Raw genomic sequence first — 15,661 nt, 5'->3', positions numbered from 1 at the left:
GAATAAGTGTAGCCAAATTATTTTATGGCTCCATAATTGCTACATGATGCTTGAAGAAGAAAATAAATTTCTCGAGGAACATAAAAAGAACCGATATGAATAAAAATAGAAACATCAGATCTCTTTTGGGAATTTCACAAAGGGAAGCAGCTTTGATATTGAAGGTTAACCGCAGCCAAATATCATTATACGAATTGCATTTGCGCGATATTCCCACACCAGCACTGAAAATGTTGGTTCAAGGCTGGCAATATGCCGATGCAGCGGTAAAATCACCAAAAGAAAACGCTCCTTTTTTAAAAGAACAAGAGGAAAGGTTGAAGATTTTCTTAGCAGATGAAATCAGTACCAACCAATTTGAACAACATGAAATGCGCCGCAAAATTGAAAAGATTTCCGAAAAATACGAATCGAATTTGTTAGCCTTACATGCATTTGAATTCTGGAAGCAAGGAGTGGAAGATAAGTCCTCCAGGCAAATGGAAGCCTTAAGAGTGGTTGAGGGCCGCACAAAAACAAGATTAAATGATTACGGTTTGGATATACTGCAGCAACATCAAATAAAACTTCAGGTTTTGGAGCAGTACGGTAAAATCTTGAAAGAAAGATTAAAGGAATTAAACGAAACGTAATGAATTATCACTGCAATTGTTTGAAATATGTAGTACATTTAAGTCGCTAATTGTTTAAATTCAGTTTTTATTCAAATTTGGATGACTTATTTGCTGCATGAAAATTTTAATTATCGAAGACGAGAAAGAAATTGCAGATAGCATTAAAAGCTATTTGAAAACCAATGATATTCTTTGTGAAATGGCAAAAGATGCCCGAACTGCATTGGATAAAATAGCCATGTATGATTACGATTGCATTTTATTGGACCTGATGTTGCCTGACGGTGATGGATTTACTGTTCTGAAAGAATTGAAAAAATTAAAAAAATCGGATGGTGTTATCATTATCTCTGCCAAGGAAGCATTGGAAACAAAAATTGAAGGGTTTAACCTGGGGGCAGATGACTATCTGACAAAACCATTTCATCTTTCCGAATTGCTGGTGAGAATCCAGTCATTGATCAGACGGAAAAACTTTAATGGAAGCACACTTTTGACTTTCCACGAAATCGAAATTGACACGCTGGCTAAATCGGTAAAAGTGAATAACAGTAAAATTGACTTTACCAAGAAAGAAACCGATTTATTGTTGTTTCTCATTGGCAACAAAAACAAAGTATTGTCCAAAAGCGCCATTGCAGAACATCTTTCCGGTGATATGGCCGATATGCTGGATAATCATGATTTTGTCTACGCACATATAAAAAATTTAAAGAAAAAACTCAACGAATCAGGATGCCATGACTACATCAAATCAGTTTACGGAACCGGCTATAAATGGGAAGATGACTAAAAAACTGTTGCATAAAACGCTTCGCTATTATTTGATATTCTCCTTAATAGTAATGTTGCTGGCCGTACCGTTATTTTTCTTCATCAGTCAATGGCTTTATTTTCATGAAGCAGATGAGGCTCTGGCTGTTCAGAAGGAAGAATTTGTAAAGTTTTATGTTCCGCAAATTAAAGAGAATGAGATAGCGGTGTTTAACAAGTTGAACAGTGATTTGCATATAGAGGAAAACAAGGTAGGTATGACAAGAGACACCATATATGACCGGAACTTCTATAATCACATGGATAAAGAGAATGAACCTTTCCGTATACTCAAATCCCCGGTGGTTATCAATCAGAAGCCTTATATTTTTTCTGTCAGGGCTAATCTGGTTGATGATAAAGAGTTGGCATTTATAATATTAGGGGTTTTTACAATCATAATTTTGATATTGCTCATTGGTCTTTTTATTATCACCGGACGATTATCGGTTACACTTTGGAAACCATTTTACCGGACTTTGGAACAGATTGAACAATTTGAAATTGATAAAAATTCCAATCCTGAATTAGTGCCAAATGACATTGAAGAGTTTAACCGGCTGAATACAGCGCTGAATAAACTGATCGAAAGAAATAGCCTTATTTATAAAAGCCAAAGGGAATTTATCGAGAATGCTGCGCACGAACTGCAGACACCTATTGCTATTTTTAAAGGTAAACTCGAAACCTTGCTGCAACACCCTGACGTAACTAAAGAACAGTTTGAAATATTAGACAATCTGAATGATACTACAAACAGATTGAGCCGTTTGAATAAGAACTTATTGTTGCTGTCTAAAATAGAAAGCAAACTGTACAATATTCCTGAAGATGTGATTTTGAACGATGTCATTGCAAATCAGATGGACTTTTTCAAAGAGCAGGCTATGGCAAAGAATATTCAGATTGATACAAAAATGGAAGAGAACTGTATTGTAAAAGCAAATCTTTTCCTGTCGGAAATAATGGTAAAGAATTTATTTCTGAATGCAATTAATCATAACGTTAGAAACGGAAACATAACTATAAGTCTTGATAAAACCAGTCTGATATTTAGTAATACAGGTGAATTGAAATCTTTGGAAACAGATAAATTGTTTGAACGTTTTTCAAAGGTTAATCCATCTTCAAAAGGGAACGGGTTGGGGTTATCCATCATTAAAAAAATTGCAGAGAACAATAGTTGGGAAGTACATTACAAATTCAGAAATAATCTTCATGTTTTCGAAATCGTCTTTTAAATTCAGTTTTTCTTCTAATTCGGTCCGGAATTTTGCCGCATCAAAAAAAAAAATACCAGTAATGCGGATTAAAATTATTCTTTTCACTTCAATTATTTTATTGCTTTCTGTAGCCAATTTAACGGCACAAAACAAAATGGCTACATTATCAGGAGCCGTTAAGGACAAATCATCAAGATCACCATTATCGTTTGTAAATGTAATTTTGAAATCGGCGGAAGGAAACAAACAGATAACGGCTACAATAACAAATGAGGAAGGAAGATATTCATTCTCAGACATCCATTCGGGGAATTACAATCTGGAATTTTCATTTGTCGGTTACAAAACGATATTGCATCCCGTATATGTTGGTTCATTGTCAGAATTTCTGGACCAGGGCACGATTGAAATGGAGACCGAAAGTCAGATACTGGAGGAAGTTACAGTGGTATCAAAACAAAATTCCGTTAGTGGAAAGATGGATAAAAAAACATTTTCATTAGCAGATAATATAAGTCAAAATGGTGGTTCGGCCTTACAGGCAATGCAAAATTTACCGGGCGTTACGGTTCAGGACGGAAAAGTACAGCTTAGGGGAAATGATAAAGTGACTGTTTTGATTGATGGAAAACAAACAGCGATGACAGGTTTCGGAAATCAGTCGGGATTGGATAACATACCGGCTTCTGCTATTGAAAAAATCGAAATCATTAATAATCCTTCAGCAAAATTTGATGCTAACGGAAATGCAGGGATAATAAATATTGTGTATAAGAAAAACAAAAAAGAAGGGTTTAACGGTAAGGTTGGTTTAACATCGGGATTGGGTTCATTATGGCAGCGGAAAGAAAACCTGCCCACAATCAGGCCTCAATACACATTAACGCCAAAAGTTAATCCGACAGTATCCCTTAATTACCGGAAAAATAAAGTCAATCTGTTTTTTCAGGGCGATTACTTATATACCGAAACATTGAATAAAAATGAATATGTAAACCGGAATTACGATGACGGGACTATTATCAACCAGCAATTGAAAAGAAACAGGGATACCCATTTCACAACAATTAAATCAGGTGTTGACTGGATTTTCAATGATCAGAACACGCTGACGGTTTCGGGTTTGTTCGGTTCTGAAAAAATCATCGATCATGGTGATCAGCCTTTTTTTAATGCCGACTATTCCGAACGTTTGCGTTTATGGCAATTTTTGGAAGATGAATTAAAAACGACAGTGATGGGAACTGTTTCCTATCAGCATAAATTTAAGGAAGCAGGCCGTTTACTGAATGTAGGGTTCAATTATACCTTTCACAGGGAGAATGAAAAATACTTTTTTGATAATATTTTACCGTCTTCAAGCAGTAAGGATTCTTTTAAACTGTTATCGGACGAAAGTGTGGTCGATCTGAATATTGATTACATCAGACCATTGAAAAAAGGACGGATAGAAACAGGCTTCAAATTCCGTAACAGGAATATCCCAACAAACATGAAGTTTTTCCCCGGAAATAATTCACCTATAGATGCTGATGCCGGAGGGAAGGCTACATATGAAGAAATTATTCCCGCGGTATATAGTAACTACATTTATGAAACGAATAAGATAGAAGCTGAAATTGGATTGCGTCTGGAATACCTTGATTTAGAGTACGAAGTGAATCCGGATCATCCAACCTATAAAACTGACGGTTATTCTTATTTTGAACCGTTTCCTAATTTTAGATTGGCTTACAAACTAAATGAAAACAATAAAATATCTTTATTTTACAATCGCCGTATTGACAGGCCCAATGAGGTTGATATCCGGATTTTCCCAAAGTATGATGATGCAGAAATTATTAAAGTGGGTAACCCTGGATTACGTCCTCAGTTCACAAACTCGATTGAATTGGGTTTTAAAAGAAATTTGAAAAAAGGATATGTATATTCGGCACTTTATCATCGGTTTGCCAATGCTACAATAACAAGAATAGCTTCAACCGTTCCGGACAGTAACCTGATTTATGCTATTTTTCAAAATGCGGGAAGAAGTTATAATACCGGTACAGAAATTATTGTATCACAGGATATTGCAAAATGGTATTCATCAAATTTAAACCTTAATGCTTATTATAATCAGATAAATGCTTTTACGGTTCAGAATTTATATCCGGAACCCAATACGTTTTCAGCCGGAACACAACGTATTTTCTCCGGTAATGTAAAATGGAATAATAAATTGCATTTGTCTAAAAAAACAGATGCCCAACTTTCGTTTGTTTATCTGGCGCCGGATGTAATTCCACAAGGAAAGATTAAATCACGTTTTTCTGTTGATCTGGGAATAAAGAAATCAGTTCAGGAAGGTAAAGGAGAGTTTTTCATTAATGCATCTGATTTGTTCAATACTTTTGTAATAAGGAAAAAGATTCAAGGCAAAGAGTTCAGTTATACGAGCAATGATTACTATGAAACACAGGTGGTACGATTGGGTTACAATTATAAATTTTAAGGAATAAGAACCAATTATTCCTGAATTCAATATTTCTTCAAAATTGGATTTCAATTTTGTCTTTTAAATAAGGTAAAATATGGAATTTAAAAAGTTGAATTATTCAGGAAGATTTTCACTGTTGTTATCATTAGTGCTATGGTTTCTTATTGTTTCACAAGTAGTAAGGGGTATTTTCTTTATCTGGCAGTATGATGAAGTTTCCTTTAATTTGTTTACTGTTGCCGGTACATTTCTAACAGGACTTTTTTTTGATACGGGGACAATTGGATTTATTGTATTTCCGGCTGTGCTCTATTATGTCGTTTTTCCCAATAAATGGATTGGGTCGTGGCTGGATAAAATCCTGATCTGGTTTTTTACGTCTCTTACTGTATTTATATTGATATTTACATTTTTTGCCGAAATTACGTTTTGGGATGAATTTAAAACCCGGTTTAACTTTATAGCGGTAGACTACTTAATTTATACCCATGAAGTGATCGCAAATATTCAGGAATCATATCCTTTGCCTTTGCTGGTTGCCGGAGTGGCTGTATTTGCATTTGCCGTGCTTTATCTTTTTTACAGAAGGAATTCTTTTTCAAAGACATTTACAAGTAACGTGTTATTCAAAGAAAGGATTGCTGTTTTTTCTTTTGTATTGGTCATATGTTTGTTCTTTTCGGCATTCATCACAAATAACCAGGCCGAATGGTCTTCAAACCGGTATAATTCTGAGATTTCAAAATCGGGTATTTATTCCTTTTTTTCAGCTTTCAGAAATAATCAGATGAAGTATGATGAATTTTATTCTTCAATTGACAGGAACAAGGCTTTTGCATTTGTCAAAAACAATTTGAAAGATGATAATACAACTTTTATGTTCAATGATTTTTCAATCCACAGAAGCATAAAGAATAATCCAAACCAACCGGAAATCAAAAAAAATGTTGTTTTTATTTTGGTTGAAAGTCTGAGTGGCAGTTTTATGAAAGAATTCGGGAATGAAAAAAATATCACACCTTTCCTGGACAGTATTGCCCAGAAAAGTGTATTCTTCGAAAATTTATATGCAACGGGAACCAGAACGGTGAGAGGAATGGAAGCCATGACGCTTAGTATACCGCCAACTCCCGGACAGAGTATTGTTAAGCGACCTGAAAACCAGAATTTATATACAGTTTCAAATGTTTTTAAGTCGAAAGGATATACCTCAAATTTCTTTTATGGAGGTGATGGTTATTTTGATAATATGAATGCTTATTTTGGTGGGAATGGATTCATAATTTACGACAGGGGAAGAGGAAGTGTTTTAAGTGACCAGATTAAAACCACCCGCAATAACATAAATGATGATGAAGTCACTTTTGAAAACGCCTGGGGAATCTGTGATGAAGATATTTATTCCAAAATGATTAAAGTGGCTGATGAACATTATACGAAACAACAGCCTTTCTTCAATTTTGTGATGACAACTTCAAATCACCGGCCGTATACATATCCTGACGGTAAAATCGATATTCCTTCCGGAACCAGCCGTGACGGAGCGGTTAAGTATACTGATTATGCTTTACAGAAAATGTTTGAAAAGGTAAAGCGCAAACCTTGGTTTAAGAATACAGTTTTTGTAATTATAGCCGATCATTGTGCCAGCAGTGCAGGAAAGGAGGAGATTGATGTGGCAAATTACCATATACCGGCATTTATAATCAATATGCCAAAAGAGATGAACCAAAAAATTGAAAAACAATGTTCCCAAATCGATTTGTTTCCAACATTCTTTTCCTTACTCAACTGGAATTATGAATCTGATTTTTTCGGAAAGAACGTATTGGATAAAAAATTTGAGGAAAGAGCATTGGTTGGAACTTACCGGAAATTGGTTCTGATGAAAAGAAACAAGGTAATGATTTTGTCTGATCAGAAAAAACAGAATTTTTACACTTGGAACAAACACGATAACACCCTTAAACCAATTCCGATGGATAAAACATTTTTCAATGAAGCCATTTCATGGTATCAAACTGCTGATTATTTGTTTACAAACAAATTGCTTAAATAGGAATCATGTTTAAATCAGTTTGTATTTTTTTGCTTGTTACGGTTTCATTGAAAGCCCAGGATGTTTTTAAAAAAGATACTTTAGTATTAAAAGATAAAACCGAAAAAGTTAAGTTCGACTGTAAACCATTAATCATTCCTTCTGTTTTGATCGGATATGGAGTGATGGGATTGGAAAGTCATCAGATTTTACATTATAATACTGAATTAAGGGATGAAGTCAAAGAAAGTATTGATGAAAAACTCACGATTGATGACTTTTCACAATATACGCCGGCAGCTTCGGTATATGCCTTGAATGCATTTGGAATAAAAGGAAAAAATAATTTCAGGGACCGTACCATCATCATGGGTACATCCTATCTTATTTTGTCAGTCTCTGTTTTGGGGCTGAAATCAATCAGTAAGGTGGAGCGGCCTGATTTCAGTGCCCGGAATTCGTTTCCTTCCGGGCATACCGCAACTGCTTTTGCCGGAGCCGAATTTTTGTGGCAGGAATACAAAGACAAATCGGTTTGGTATGGGATTGCCGGTTATGTTGTGGCTACAGGAACCGGATTGTTCAGAATATATAACAACAGACATTGGTTGACAGATGTGGCTGCCGGAGCAGGAATAGGAATTTTAAGTACTAAAATTGCCTATTGGCTTTATCCGTCAATAAATGAAAAGGTATTTGGTTCCAAAAGGAAAAAGGGAACAACAGTATCTGTCATTCCCTTTTATAATGGTAATCAAATCGGTTTATCTATTGGTAAAACCTTCTGATTTTAATTATTGTAAACGCGGGTGACTTTATCCACACCGTCAATTTTTTTAATATTGTCAATCAATTTTTTGAGAACGGTGTTGTTGGGTACGACAACGGTCAGTTTACCGTTGAATATGCCGGCTTCCCCTGAAAGTGAAATACTCTGGATGTTCACATGCATATTGTTGGAAATGATCCGGGTTAATTCGTTTGTCAATCCAAGGCTGTCCATACCGGTAATATCGAGTGTGGCTTTGAATTCCTGTTGGGAAGAGTCTATCCATCTCGCCTGAATGATACGGTAGGCATAATTTGACTGCATGCTGATGGCATTCGGGCAATCTCGTTTATGGACTTTTATGCCTTCATTGATGGTCACGAAACCAAATACCGGATCACCTGGAATCGGGTTACAGCAAGTAGAAAGTTTATAATCCAGGCGGTCCTGTTCAACCCCGAAAACCAGTAGGTCATAATTGCTGGTCAGTTCTTCTTTTTGTACAAGCTCCGGATTGGTTGGCGTACGTTTGATTTTATTCTTGAAGAAATTAATGAACGTATTGCTCTTTTGGGCCGCATAATCTTTTAACTGCTGGTTGTCTATCGAACCGATACCTACACGGTAAAATAAATCCAGGCTGGTTTTCAGTTTTAAAAAGGCTACCAACTCGTTTACCGATGTTTCGTTCAGGACAATTTTTAAATGACGGAGTTTGCGCTCCAGTATTTCTTTTCCTTCTTCGGCAATTTTTTTCGTATTCTCGTTGAGAACGTTTCTGATTTTATTTTTGGCTCTTGAAGTGGTCACATAATCCAACCAGTTAGCCGTTGGTTTCTGATTCTGGGAAGTAATGATTTCGACCTGGTCACCACTTTTTAACTCGTGGTTCAGCGGAACTAATTTTCCGTTGACACGTGTACCTCTGGTTTTAACACCAATTTCTGAGTGGATGGAAAAAGCAAAATCCAATGATGTGGCTCCTTTAGGCAATGATTTAATATCGCCTTTCGGAGTGAAGACATAAATTTCCTTGGCATACAGGTTCATTTTGAAGTCTTCCACAAAATCCACCGCATTGGTCTCCGAATTTTCAAGCGCTTCTTTCAGTAAATTCAGCCAGGTATCCAAACCACTTTCTTCGTTTGCCCCTTGCTTGTATTTGTAGTGGGCCGCATAACCTTTTTCAGCAATCTCATCCATACGCTCACTTCGTACCTGAATTTCAACCCAGCGTCCCATTGGTCCCATTACTGTAATGTGTAAAGCTTCATAACCTGTTGATTTTGGAGAAGAAATCCAATCTCTTAAACGGCTGGGTGAAGGACGGTAATGATCGGTTACGATGGAATAGATTTTCCATGCCAGGAATTTTTCATCGTGTGGATTTGATTTGTAAACGATACGGAGTGCAAATTTATCATACACTTCATCAAATGAAACATTTTGCGCAGCCATTTTCCGGCGGATGGAATAAATCGATTTCGGACGGCCTTTAATGATGTATTCAACACCTTCTTCATCCAATGATTTTTTCAGTACATCGGAAATACTTTTGATGTACGCATCCTGTTCTTCTTTTGTTTCTTTGATTTTGCTTACAATGTCATTGTAAACATTTGGTTCAGTATATTTCAGACCTAAGTCTTCCAATTGTGTCTTAATGTTGTAAAGTCCAAGGCGGTGTGCAAGCGGTGCATAAATGTATAAAGTCTCCGAAGCGATTTTTACCTGTTTGTAATCGGCCATGGATTCCATGGTTTGCATATTGTGCAAGCGGTCAGCCAGTTTGATAATGATTACGCGAACGTCGTCATTAAGTGTGAGCAGCATTTTACGGAAATTCTCGGCCTGCATCGAGATGTTCATGTCTTTTTGAACCTGTGCAATTTTAGTCAGTCCGGCAACCAGTTGGGCTACTTTCGGATTAAACAGTTTCTCAATGTCCTCAACCGTTACATCAGTATCTTCAACCACATCATGCATTAAGGCAGCGGCAATGGCAGTGGCTCCAAGCCCAATTTCCCCGGCAACAATTTTTGCCACGGCAATTGGATGGAATATATAGGCCTCACCGGATTTACGTCGTTGATCCTGGTGCGCTTCCACGGCTACATCAAAAGCCTTGCGGATAAGTTTTTTGTCTTCTGCTGAAAGGGTTTGGTAACTTATACGAAGTAATTCTTTGTATTCCTGGGCAATTGCCTTGTTCTCCTTTTCGATATCTATCTCAACCATGTCATATTCTTCTTCTGTCCTTTAAAATTACTCACTTTTGGAAACATTTCAAAGGATGTGTAAAAATTTAGCCTGTTTTTTAACTTATTTCACATCGGTTTTGGAAAAATCCAAATCATGGAAATCATAACTGAAATCGGTCAGCTCGGAAATGGCTTTCATGGTCATTTTTTTGTAACCGTCTTCAAAAAACATAAAAGCATCGGCTTCCATTTTACGGTTGAACCATTTTACGGCAAAAATGTTGTCTTTATAATAAAAAACTTCACCTTTTAATTGCGGAGAACGTTTCGATTCAAAATAGAATTTTCCTTTTTTCTCGGTGATGGTAATTTCACCCAGCCAATTGTCTTTATAGCTTCCCAGGGTATTTTTTAAATACTCGTTTTGGACTTTGGTATTCTTTCCAACAGCTGTCCAGACTTCTTCCGTGCTTTTGTCGGCTTTGCCTGAAGATTCCTGATTTCGTTTGCTGTATATTGCCACATAATCCTGATACGGAATATCCAAATATGTATTTTTGATAGTGTTCGTTATCGCTGAAAAAGCGGCTCCCGATTGCTGATTGGTCAAAACAATAATTCCCAGGTTTTTTTCAGGAATCAAAGTCACCTGAGTTACCATACCTTCAAGTCCGCCGGTATGCGTTACCTGCTTATGTCCTTTAACATCACTCAGGAACCAACCCAAACCATACGAACTGAAATGAACATTGTAAGGAGGTGTGGTGTTAGTAGGGATTATGGTCTGCGGCGCCCACATTTCATTGTGCTGCTTTTCGCTGAACAGTGCTTTATTGTCTAATCCGTATTTGCCCAGGCTTAATTGTGTGATTACCCATTTGCCCATATCACTAACGTTGGAAAAAATTCCTCCGGCAGCATCCATAACCGTATTTTTACTTTGCTTGGTTGTTTTGAGTTGGCCGTTGATTCTTACGTGTGGAGTTACCACGTTTGAAGTGTCTTTGATCCGGTACCAGTTACCACGGCTGTTTTCCATCTGCAAAGGTTGCATAATGGTAGTTTCGATAAATTCCGGCCAGGTTTTACCGCTCACTTTTTGAATAACTTCGCCGGCTACGATGTATAATAAATTGTCATAATCAAATTTAGTCCTGAATCCCGAAACCGGTTTTAAATAACGAAGGTTATGAATAATGTCTTCTGTTTTAAAATCACTGCCTTCCGGCCAAAGCATTAAATCCCCGGCACCCATGCCCAATCCGCTGCGGTGTGTCAGTAAATCACGGATGGTAAATTCCTGTGTAACATAATCGTTATACATTTTAAAATCGGGAATGTATTTTACCACTTTGTCATCCCAGTCCAGTTTTCCCTGATCAATCAGAATAGCTAAAGCGGTTGCGGTAAAAGCTTTACTGTTTGAGGCGATGCCAAATAAAGTGTTTTCATCTACCTTTTCTTTAGTAATGATGGATTTTACACCGTATCCTTTGGAATGAATTACTTTTCCGTCTTTTACAACTGCAACTGCAATCCCGGGTACGTCAAAAGCGGTTCTGGTTTTTTCGACAAGGTTATCTATTTCTGTGGAAGAAATCTGGGAAAAGGCGTTAATACTTAAAAAAGTAAAAACACCGATAACAATTTTTTTCATTTTTTTAGTTGTATTTTTTTAGTTCGGTTTGAATGCCTGAATATAATTCTTTTTCCCAATCAATTCCTTCAATATCAGGAAAATTTGTGTTTTTACGGAAGTCGGTTGGAGAAATGATAATAGGGAATTTCTGATTACTTGATTTAGCGGCCAAAGTAAAAACTTCTTCAATGTTACTGTCGCCGATGGGTATACATCCAATGGTTACTTTTTTCCCATGGATCATAATGTCGCCTCCTAAATCGGTTCTATGGTCAGATTTTGCTTTTTCAAGATCAAAAGCATTAGGGTAGCTTACTTTTAAGGAAAGATGGTAGCGGCTGTTCGGATTCAGGTATTCCATAGTGTAAATACCTTCCGGAATTTGTTTATCTCCGTTTTTTAATTTCGGACCAATTTTACCGCTGAATGCCGTAAAGTCGTATGTTTTGATTAAATGATAAGGTGTTTCCGGGTTTTTGATGTACAGTTCCAGTTTTTTGGAATCCTTGAAAGCCAGCAGTGCTATTTCAAAATTTGCGGTATCGATTTTAGCATTCAGAAAGGCATTCTCAAATTTAACGAATACTTTTTTTTGATATTTTGCTGCCACCTGTTCAGTGGTGTATTTTGGTTTTACATTATGATACCAAGTACTTATTTTTTTTCTGAAAACCAATAATAAAGACATAAGCACCAGAATTAGTATAAAACCTTTTTTTATCATTTGAAATTGCGTTGTCTTTTCGCTTCAAAAATTAAGATGGCTGCTGCTACCGAAACATTCATGCTGTCTATTTCACCCTGCATCGGAATGATGATATTTTGTGTGGCATTATCTCTCCATTCCTGACTTAAACCCGTAGCTTCGGTTCCCACAACCAAAGCGGTTGGAGTCGTGTAATCCTGAACATGGTAACTTGTTGAATTTTGCAATGTCGCCGCGTAAAAATCAATTTGATTCTCTTTTAAATAATCAATGATTTCGGCAGTGGTACCAACCGCTATCTGATTCGTGAAAATGCATCCCACACTGGAGCGCACGATATTCGGGTTGTACATGTCGCTTTTCGGATTGGCAATAATAACAGCGTCAAGGTTTGCTGCATCCGCAGTACGGAACATGGCGCCAATGTTTCCTGGTTTTTCCGGAGCTTCGGCAACCAAGATCAATGGGTTTTGCGGTAGTTTTAAATCGGCTAATGAAAATGATTTTGCTTTGGCTACAGCCAAAACACCTTCGGTGGTGTCACGATAAGCTAATTTCTGATATACTTCTTTTGAGATTTCAATCAGCTGCGTTTTGTTTCCGACCAACTTCAGGATTTGTTGTTCAGGATTGATTTCGGGCAAAAAAAGAACGGTTTCCAATTCGTATCCGCCTTTTAAAGCCAATTCAATTTCACGGATTCCTTCAATCAGGAAGGTTCCTGTTTTTTTACGCTCTTTGGATTTTTCCTGTAATAAAGCCAGCGATTTTATGTATGCATTTTGTGCCGAAGTAATTTGTTTCATGTTTTGCTTTTGAAATATGAAGTTACAAAATTCCCCTTGCTTTAATTTCGAGGTATTTATTGATGGTATCCAAAGTCAGGTTTTCCGGCTGTGTGAGTACGGTATGAATTCCGTATTTTCTCAGTTCGTTAACAATCAGTCTTTTTTCGAATGCAAATTTTTCGGCAATTACTTTGTCATATACTTCCTGAATGGTTTCCGTTTTTTTATCGATAAACTCATTCAGTTCCGTGTTATTGAAGAAAACGACAACTAGTAAATGATTTTTTGCAATCCCTTTAAGGTAAGGCATCTGGCGGTGAAGATTGTCAAGTGTTTCGAAATTGGTATACAGAACAATCAAACTCCGGTGAGTGATGTTCTTTTTGATGTCAACATACAAACGGCTGTAATCACTTTCGAAGAAATCTGTTTTGATATTGTATAGTGAATGCAGGATTTTTTGCATTTGATTCGAACGTTTTTCTGCAATTACCCTGTTTTCAACTTTTTTGGAAAAGCTGAACATACCGGCTTTATCTTGTTTTTTAAGAACAATATTTGATAGAACCAAAGATGAATTAATGGCATAATCCAGAAGACTCAATCCGTTAAAAGGCATTTTCATCACACGGCCTTTGTCGATAATCATATAAACCGATTGTGATTTTTCATCCTGAAACTGATTGACCATCAAAGCATTTTTCTTGGCAGTAGCTTTCCAGTTCAGGGTTCTGATATCGTCACCCTGAATATATTCCTTGATTTGCTCGAATTCCATGGTGTGACCAATACGGCGTATTTTTTTCAGTCCGTACGGGTGTAAATTATTCGAAAAAGCCATCAAATCATATTTCCGCAACTGAACGAATGACGGGTAAGTAGGTACTTTTTGGCCACCGTCAAAAATAAAACGCTTCGCAATCAGGCGAAGTGGGGAAGAAACATAAATGTTCAGGTTCCCGAAAAAATATTCGCCTCTTTCTGTTGGACGTAAATTATAATTTACATTTTCTTCTGAAGAAGCTTTTATTTTTCTTCTGATTTCAAAATTCCTTACCTGAAACTGAAAGGGTATCTCGTCAATGATTTTGATAAGGACCGGGAATGTGAAATAATTCCGGATTTCTATCCTGACTGGGTTTTCGTCTCCGTTTGATAATTTTTCTGGTGTGATTCTGGATGCTTCGATACCGGTTTTGGTAAAGAATACAATCAGAATATCCAGAAACAGAAAAACGAGCAGAGCCCATAATGCATTCCATGCAATATTGTATAAAGCCGGAAATGCAAATGAAAGGCAAAAGAAAGCTGCTACACCGATCAGGCAATAGAAAAAGAAATTGTTGATGTATAATTGCTTGAAGAATTTCAAAGGCTTATCTTTTAATTTGTTATTATCTCGGAATTTCTACAGATTCAATAATCTGCTTGATAACTTCAGCACTTGTGATACCTTCCATTTCACGTTCCGGAGTCACAATGATACGGTGTTGTAATACAGGTATAGTGGCTTCTTTAATGTCTTCAGGAGTTACAAAATCACGTCCTTTAATAGCTGCAAATCCTTTCGCTGCGTTTAAAATTGCGATGGAAGCACGTGGTGATGCACCAAGGTAGATAAAAGCATTTTCTCTTGTATTAGTAACAATTTTGGCGATATATTCGATCAGATGCGGTTCCACAATTACTTGTTTAACCAACTTCTGGTATTCAATAATATCAGATGCCGTCAGGATTGATTTGATATTTTGTAACTTATTATTGTCCTGTAAAGAATGTTCTCTTTGGATGATGGCAATTTCTTCTTCCAATTTCGGGTAATCAATTGAAATTTTGAAAAGGAAACGGTCTAATTGTGCTTCAGGCAGGCGGTAAGTTCCTTCCTGTTCAACCGGATTTTGCGTTGCAATTACCAGGAAGGGAGCATTAAGCGTAAATTGGTGTCCGTCAATAGTGATTTGACGCTCTTCCATTACTTCGAATAAAGCGGCCTGTGTTTTAGCCGGAGCACGGTTAATTTCGTCAATAAGTACCAAATTTGAAAAAACCGGTCCTTTTTTGAACTCGAATTCTGATTTTTTTAAATCGAAAACAGAAGTTCCCAAAATGTCTGAAGGCATTAAATCAGGCGTAAACTGGATACGGCTGAAATCAATATTCAGGGTTTTAGCCACTAATTTTGCCGTGATTGTTTTTGCTACTCCCGGAACTCCTTCCAGTAATACATGTCCATTTGACAGGATGGCAACCAGTAATTGGTCAATCATTTTTTCCTGGCCAACGATAACACTTGAGATTTCTCTTTTAATGTTGTTTATATTTTCTAAAAGCGGATTTAAATTGATGCGCGATTCAAAATTCACTTCATGTGTTTTGTTTTCTTCCATAACT

12 protein-coding genes are annotated in these 15,661 nt (G+C 36.8%); 6 read left to right on the top strand and 6 right to left on the bottom strand.

The genetic code is table 11. The features are described from left to right. Positions 1 to 95 precede the first annotated feature (95 nt). From NAT51_RS08925 to NAT51_RS08900, 6 genes are all read left to right on the top strand, one after another. The gene (locus NAT51_RS08925; protein WP_250598079.1) at positions 96 to 632 is read left to right on the top strand and encodes a hypothetical protein; all 537 of its coding nucleotides are present in this window, start codon (positions 96 to 98) and stop codon (positions 630 to 632) included. 97 nt (positions 633 to 729) lie between these two features. Then, a complete protein-coding gene (locus NAT51_RS08920; RefSeq protein WP_250598077.1) occupies positions 730 to 1,407 on the top strand; it encodes a response regulator transcription factor in 678 nt (225 codons plus the stop codon). Beyond that, the gene (gene porY / locus NAT51_RS08915; protein ID WP_250598075.1) at positions 1,355 to 2,668 is read left to right on the top strand and encodes a PorY family sensor histidine kinase; all 1,314 of its coding nucleotides are present in this window, start codon (positions 1,355 to 1,357) and stop codon (positions 2,666 to 2,668) included. The genes NAT51_RS08920 and porY overlap by 53 nt, the downstream gene beginning before the upstream one ends. Positions 2,669 to 2,729: 61 nt before the next feature. Further along, positions 2,730 to 5,144 (top strand): outer membrane beta-barrel protein, encoded by a 2,415-nt coding sequence (locus NAT51_RS08910; protein ID WP_250598067.1) that lies wholly within the window; start codon positions 2,730 to 2,732, stop codon positions 5,142 to 5,144. A gap of 79 nt (positions 5,145 to 5,223) precedes the next feature. Continuing rightward, on the top strand, positions 5,224 to 7,188 hold the full coding sequence (locus tag NAT51_RS08905) for an LTA synthase family protein (protein WP_250598065.1): 1,965 nt from the start codon (positions 5,224 to 5,226) through the stop codon (positions 7,186 to 7,188). A gap of 5 nt (positions 7,189 to 7,193) precedes the next feature. Then, a complete protein-coding gene (locus tag NAT51_RS08900; RefSeq protein ID WP_250598063.1) occupies positions 7,194 to 7,955 on the top strand; it encodes a phosphatase PAP2 family protein in 762 nt (253 codons plus the stop codon). A gap of 2 nt (positions 7,956 to 7,957) precedes the next feature. Here the strand turns inward: NAT51_RS08900 and NAT51_RS08895 are convergent, their stop codons facing one another. The 6 genes from NAT51_RS08895 to NAT51_RS08870 all read right to left on the bottom strand — a co-directional run bounded on the left by NAT51_RS08895 (position 7,958) and on the right by NAT51_RS08870 (position 15,657). Then, positions 7,958 to 10,174 (bottom strand): RelA/SpoT family protein, encoded by a 2,217-nt coding sequence (locus NAT51_RS08895; RefSeq protein WP_250598055.1) that lies wholly within the window; start codon positions 10,172 to 10,174, stop codon positions 7,958 to 7,960. An 84-nt stretch (positions 10,175 to 10,258) separates the two neighbouring features. Further along, positions 10,259 to 11,794: a serine hydrolase gene (locus NAT51_RS08890; protein ID WP_250598053.1), complete on the bottom strand. Its 1,536-nt coding sequence runs from the start codon at positions 11,792 to 11,794 to the stop codon at positions 10,259 to 10,261. A 4-nt stretch (positions 11,795 to 11,798) separates the two neighbouring features. Beyond that, positions 11,799 to 12,464 carry a L,D-transpeptidase family protein gene (locus tag NAT51_RS08885; protein WP_250598046.1) on the bottom strand — a complete coding sequence of 222 codons (666 nt, stop codon included), beginning with the start codon at positions 12,462 to 12,464 and terminating at the stop codon, positions 11,799 to 11,801. 32 nt (positions 12,465 to 12,496) lie between these two features. After that, positions 12,497 to 13,288 (bottom strand): TrmH family RNA methyltransferase, encoded by a 792-nt coding sequence (locus tag NAT51_RS08880; RefSeq protein ID WP_250598044.1) that lies wholly within the window; start codon positions 13,286 to 13,288, stop codon positions 12,497 to 12,499. Positions 13,289 to 13,310: 22 nt separating this feature from the next. Next, the gene (locus tag NAT51_RS08875) at positions 13,311 to 14,642 is read right to left on the bottom strand and encodes a DUF58 domain-containing protein (RefSeq protein ID WP_250598042.1); all 1,332 of its coding nucleotides are present in this window, start codon (positions 14,640 to 14,642) and stop codon (positions 13,311 to 13,313) included. Between the two features lie 22 nt (positions 14,643 to 14,664). Next, a complete protein-coding gene (locus NAT51_RS08870; protein ID WP_250598040.1) occupies positions 14,665 to 15,657 on the bottom strand; it encodes an AAA family ATPase in 993 nt (330 codons plus the stop codon). Between the last annotated feature and the right edge of the window lie 4 nt (positions 15,658 to 15,661).

The organism is Flavobacterium amniphilum, assembly GCF_023634845.1.
GTDB lineage: Bacteria > Bacteroidota > Bacteroidia > Flavobacteriales > Flavobacteriaceae > Flavobacterium > Flavobacterium amniphilum.
This window is presented reverse-complemented; position numbering and strand designations above follow the sequence as displayed.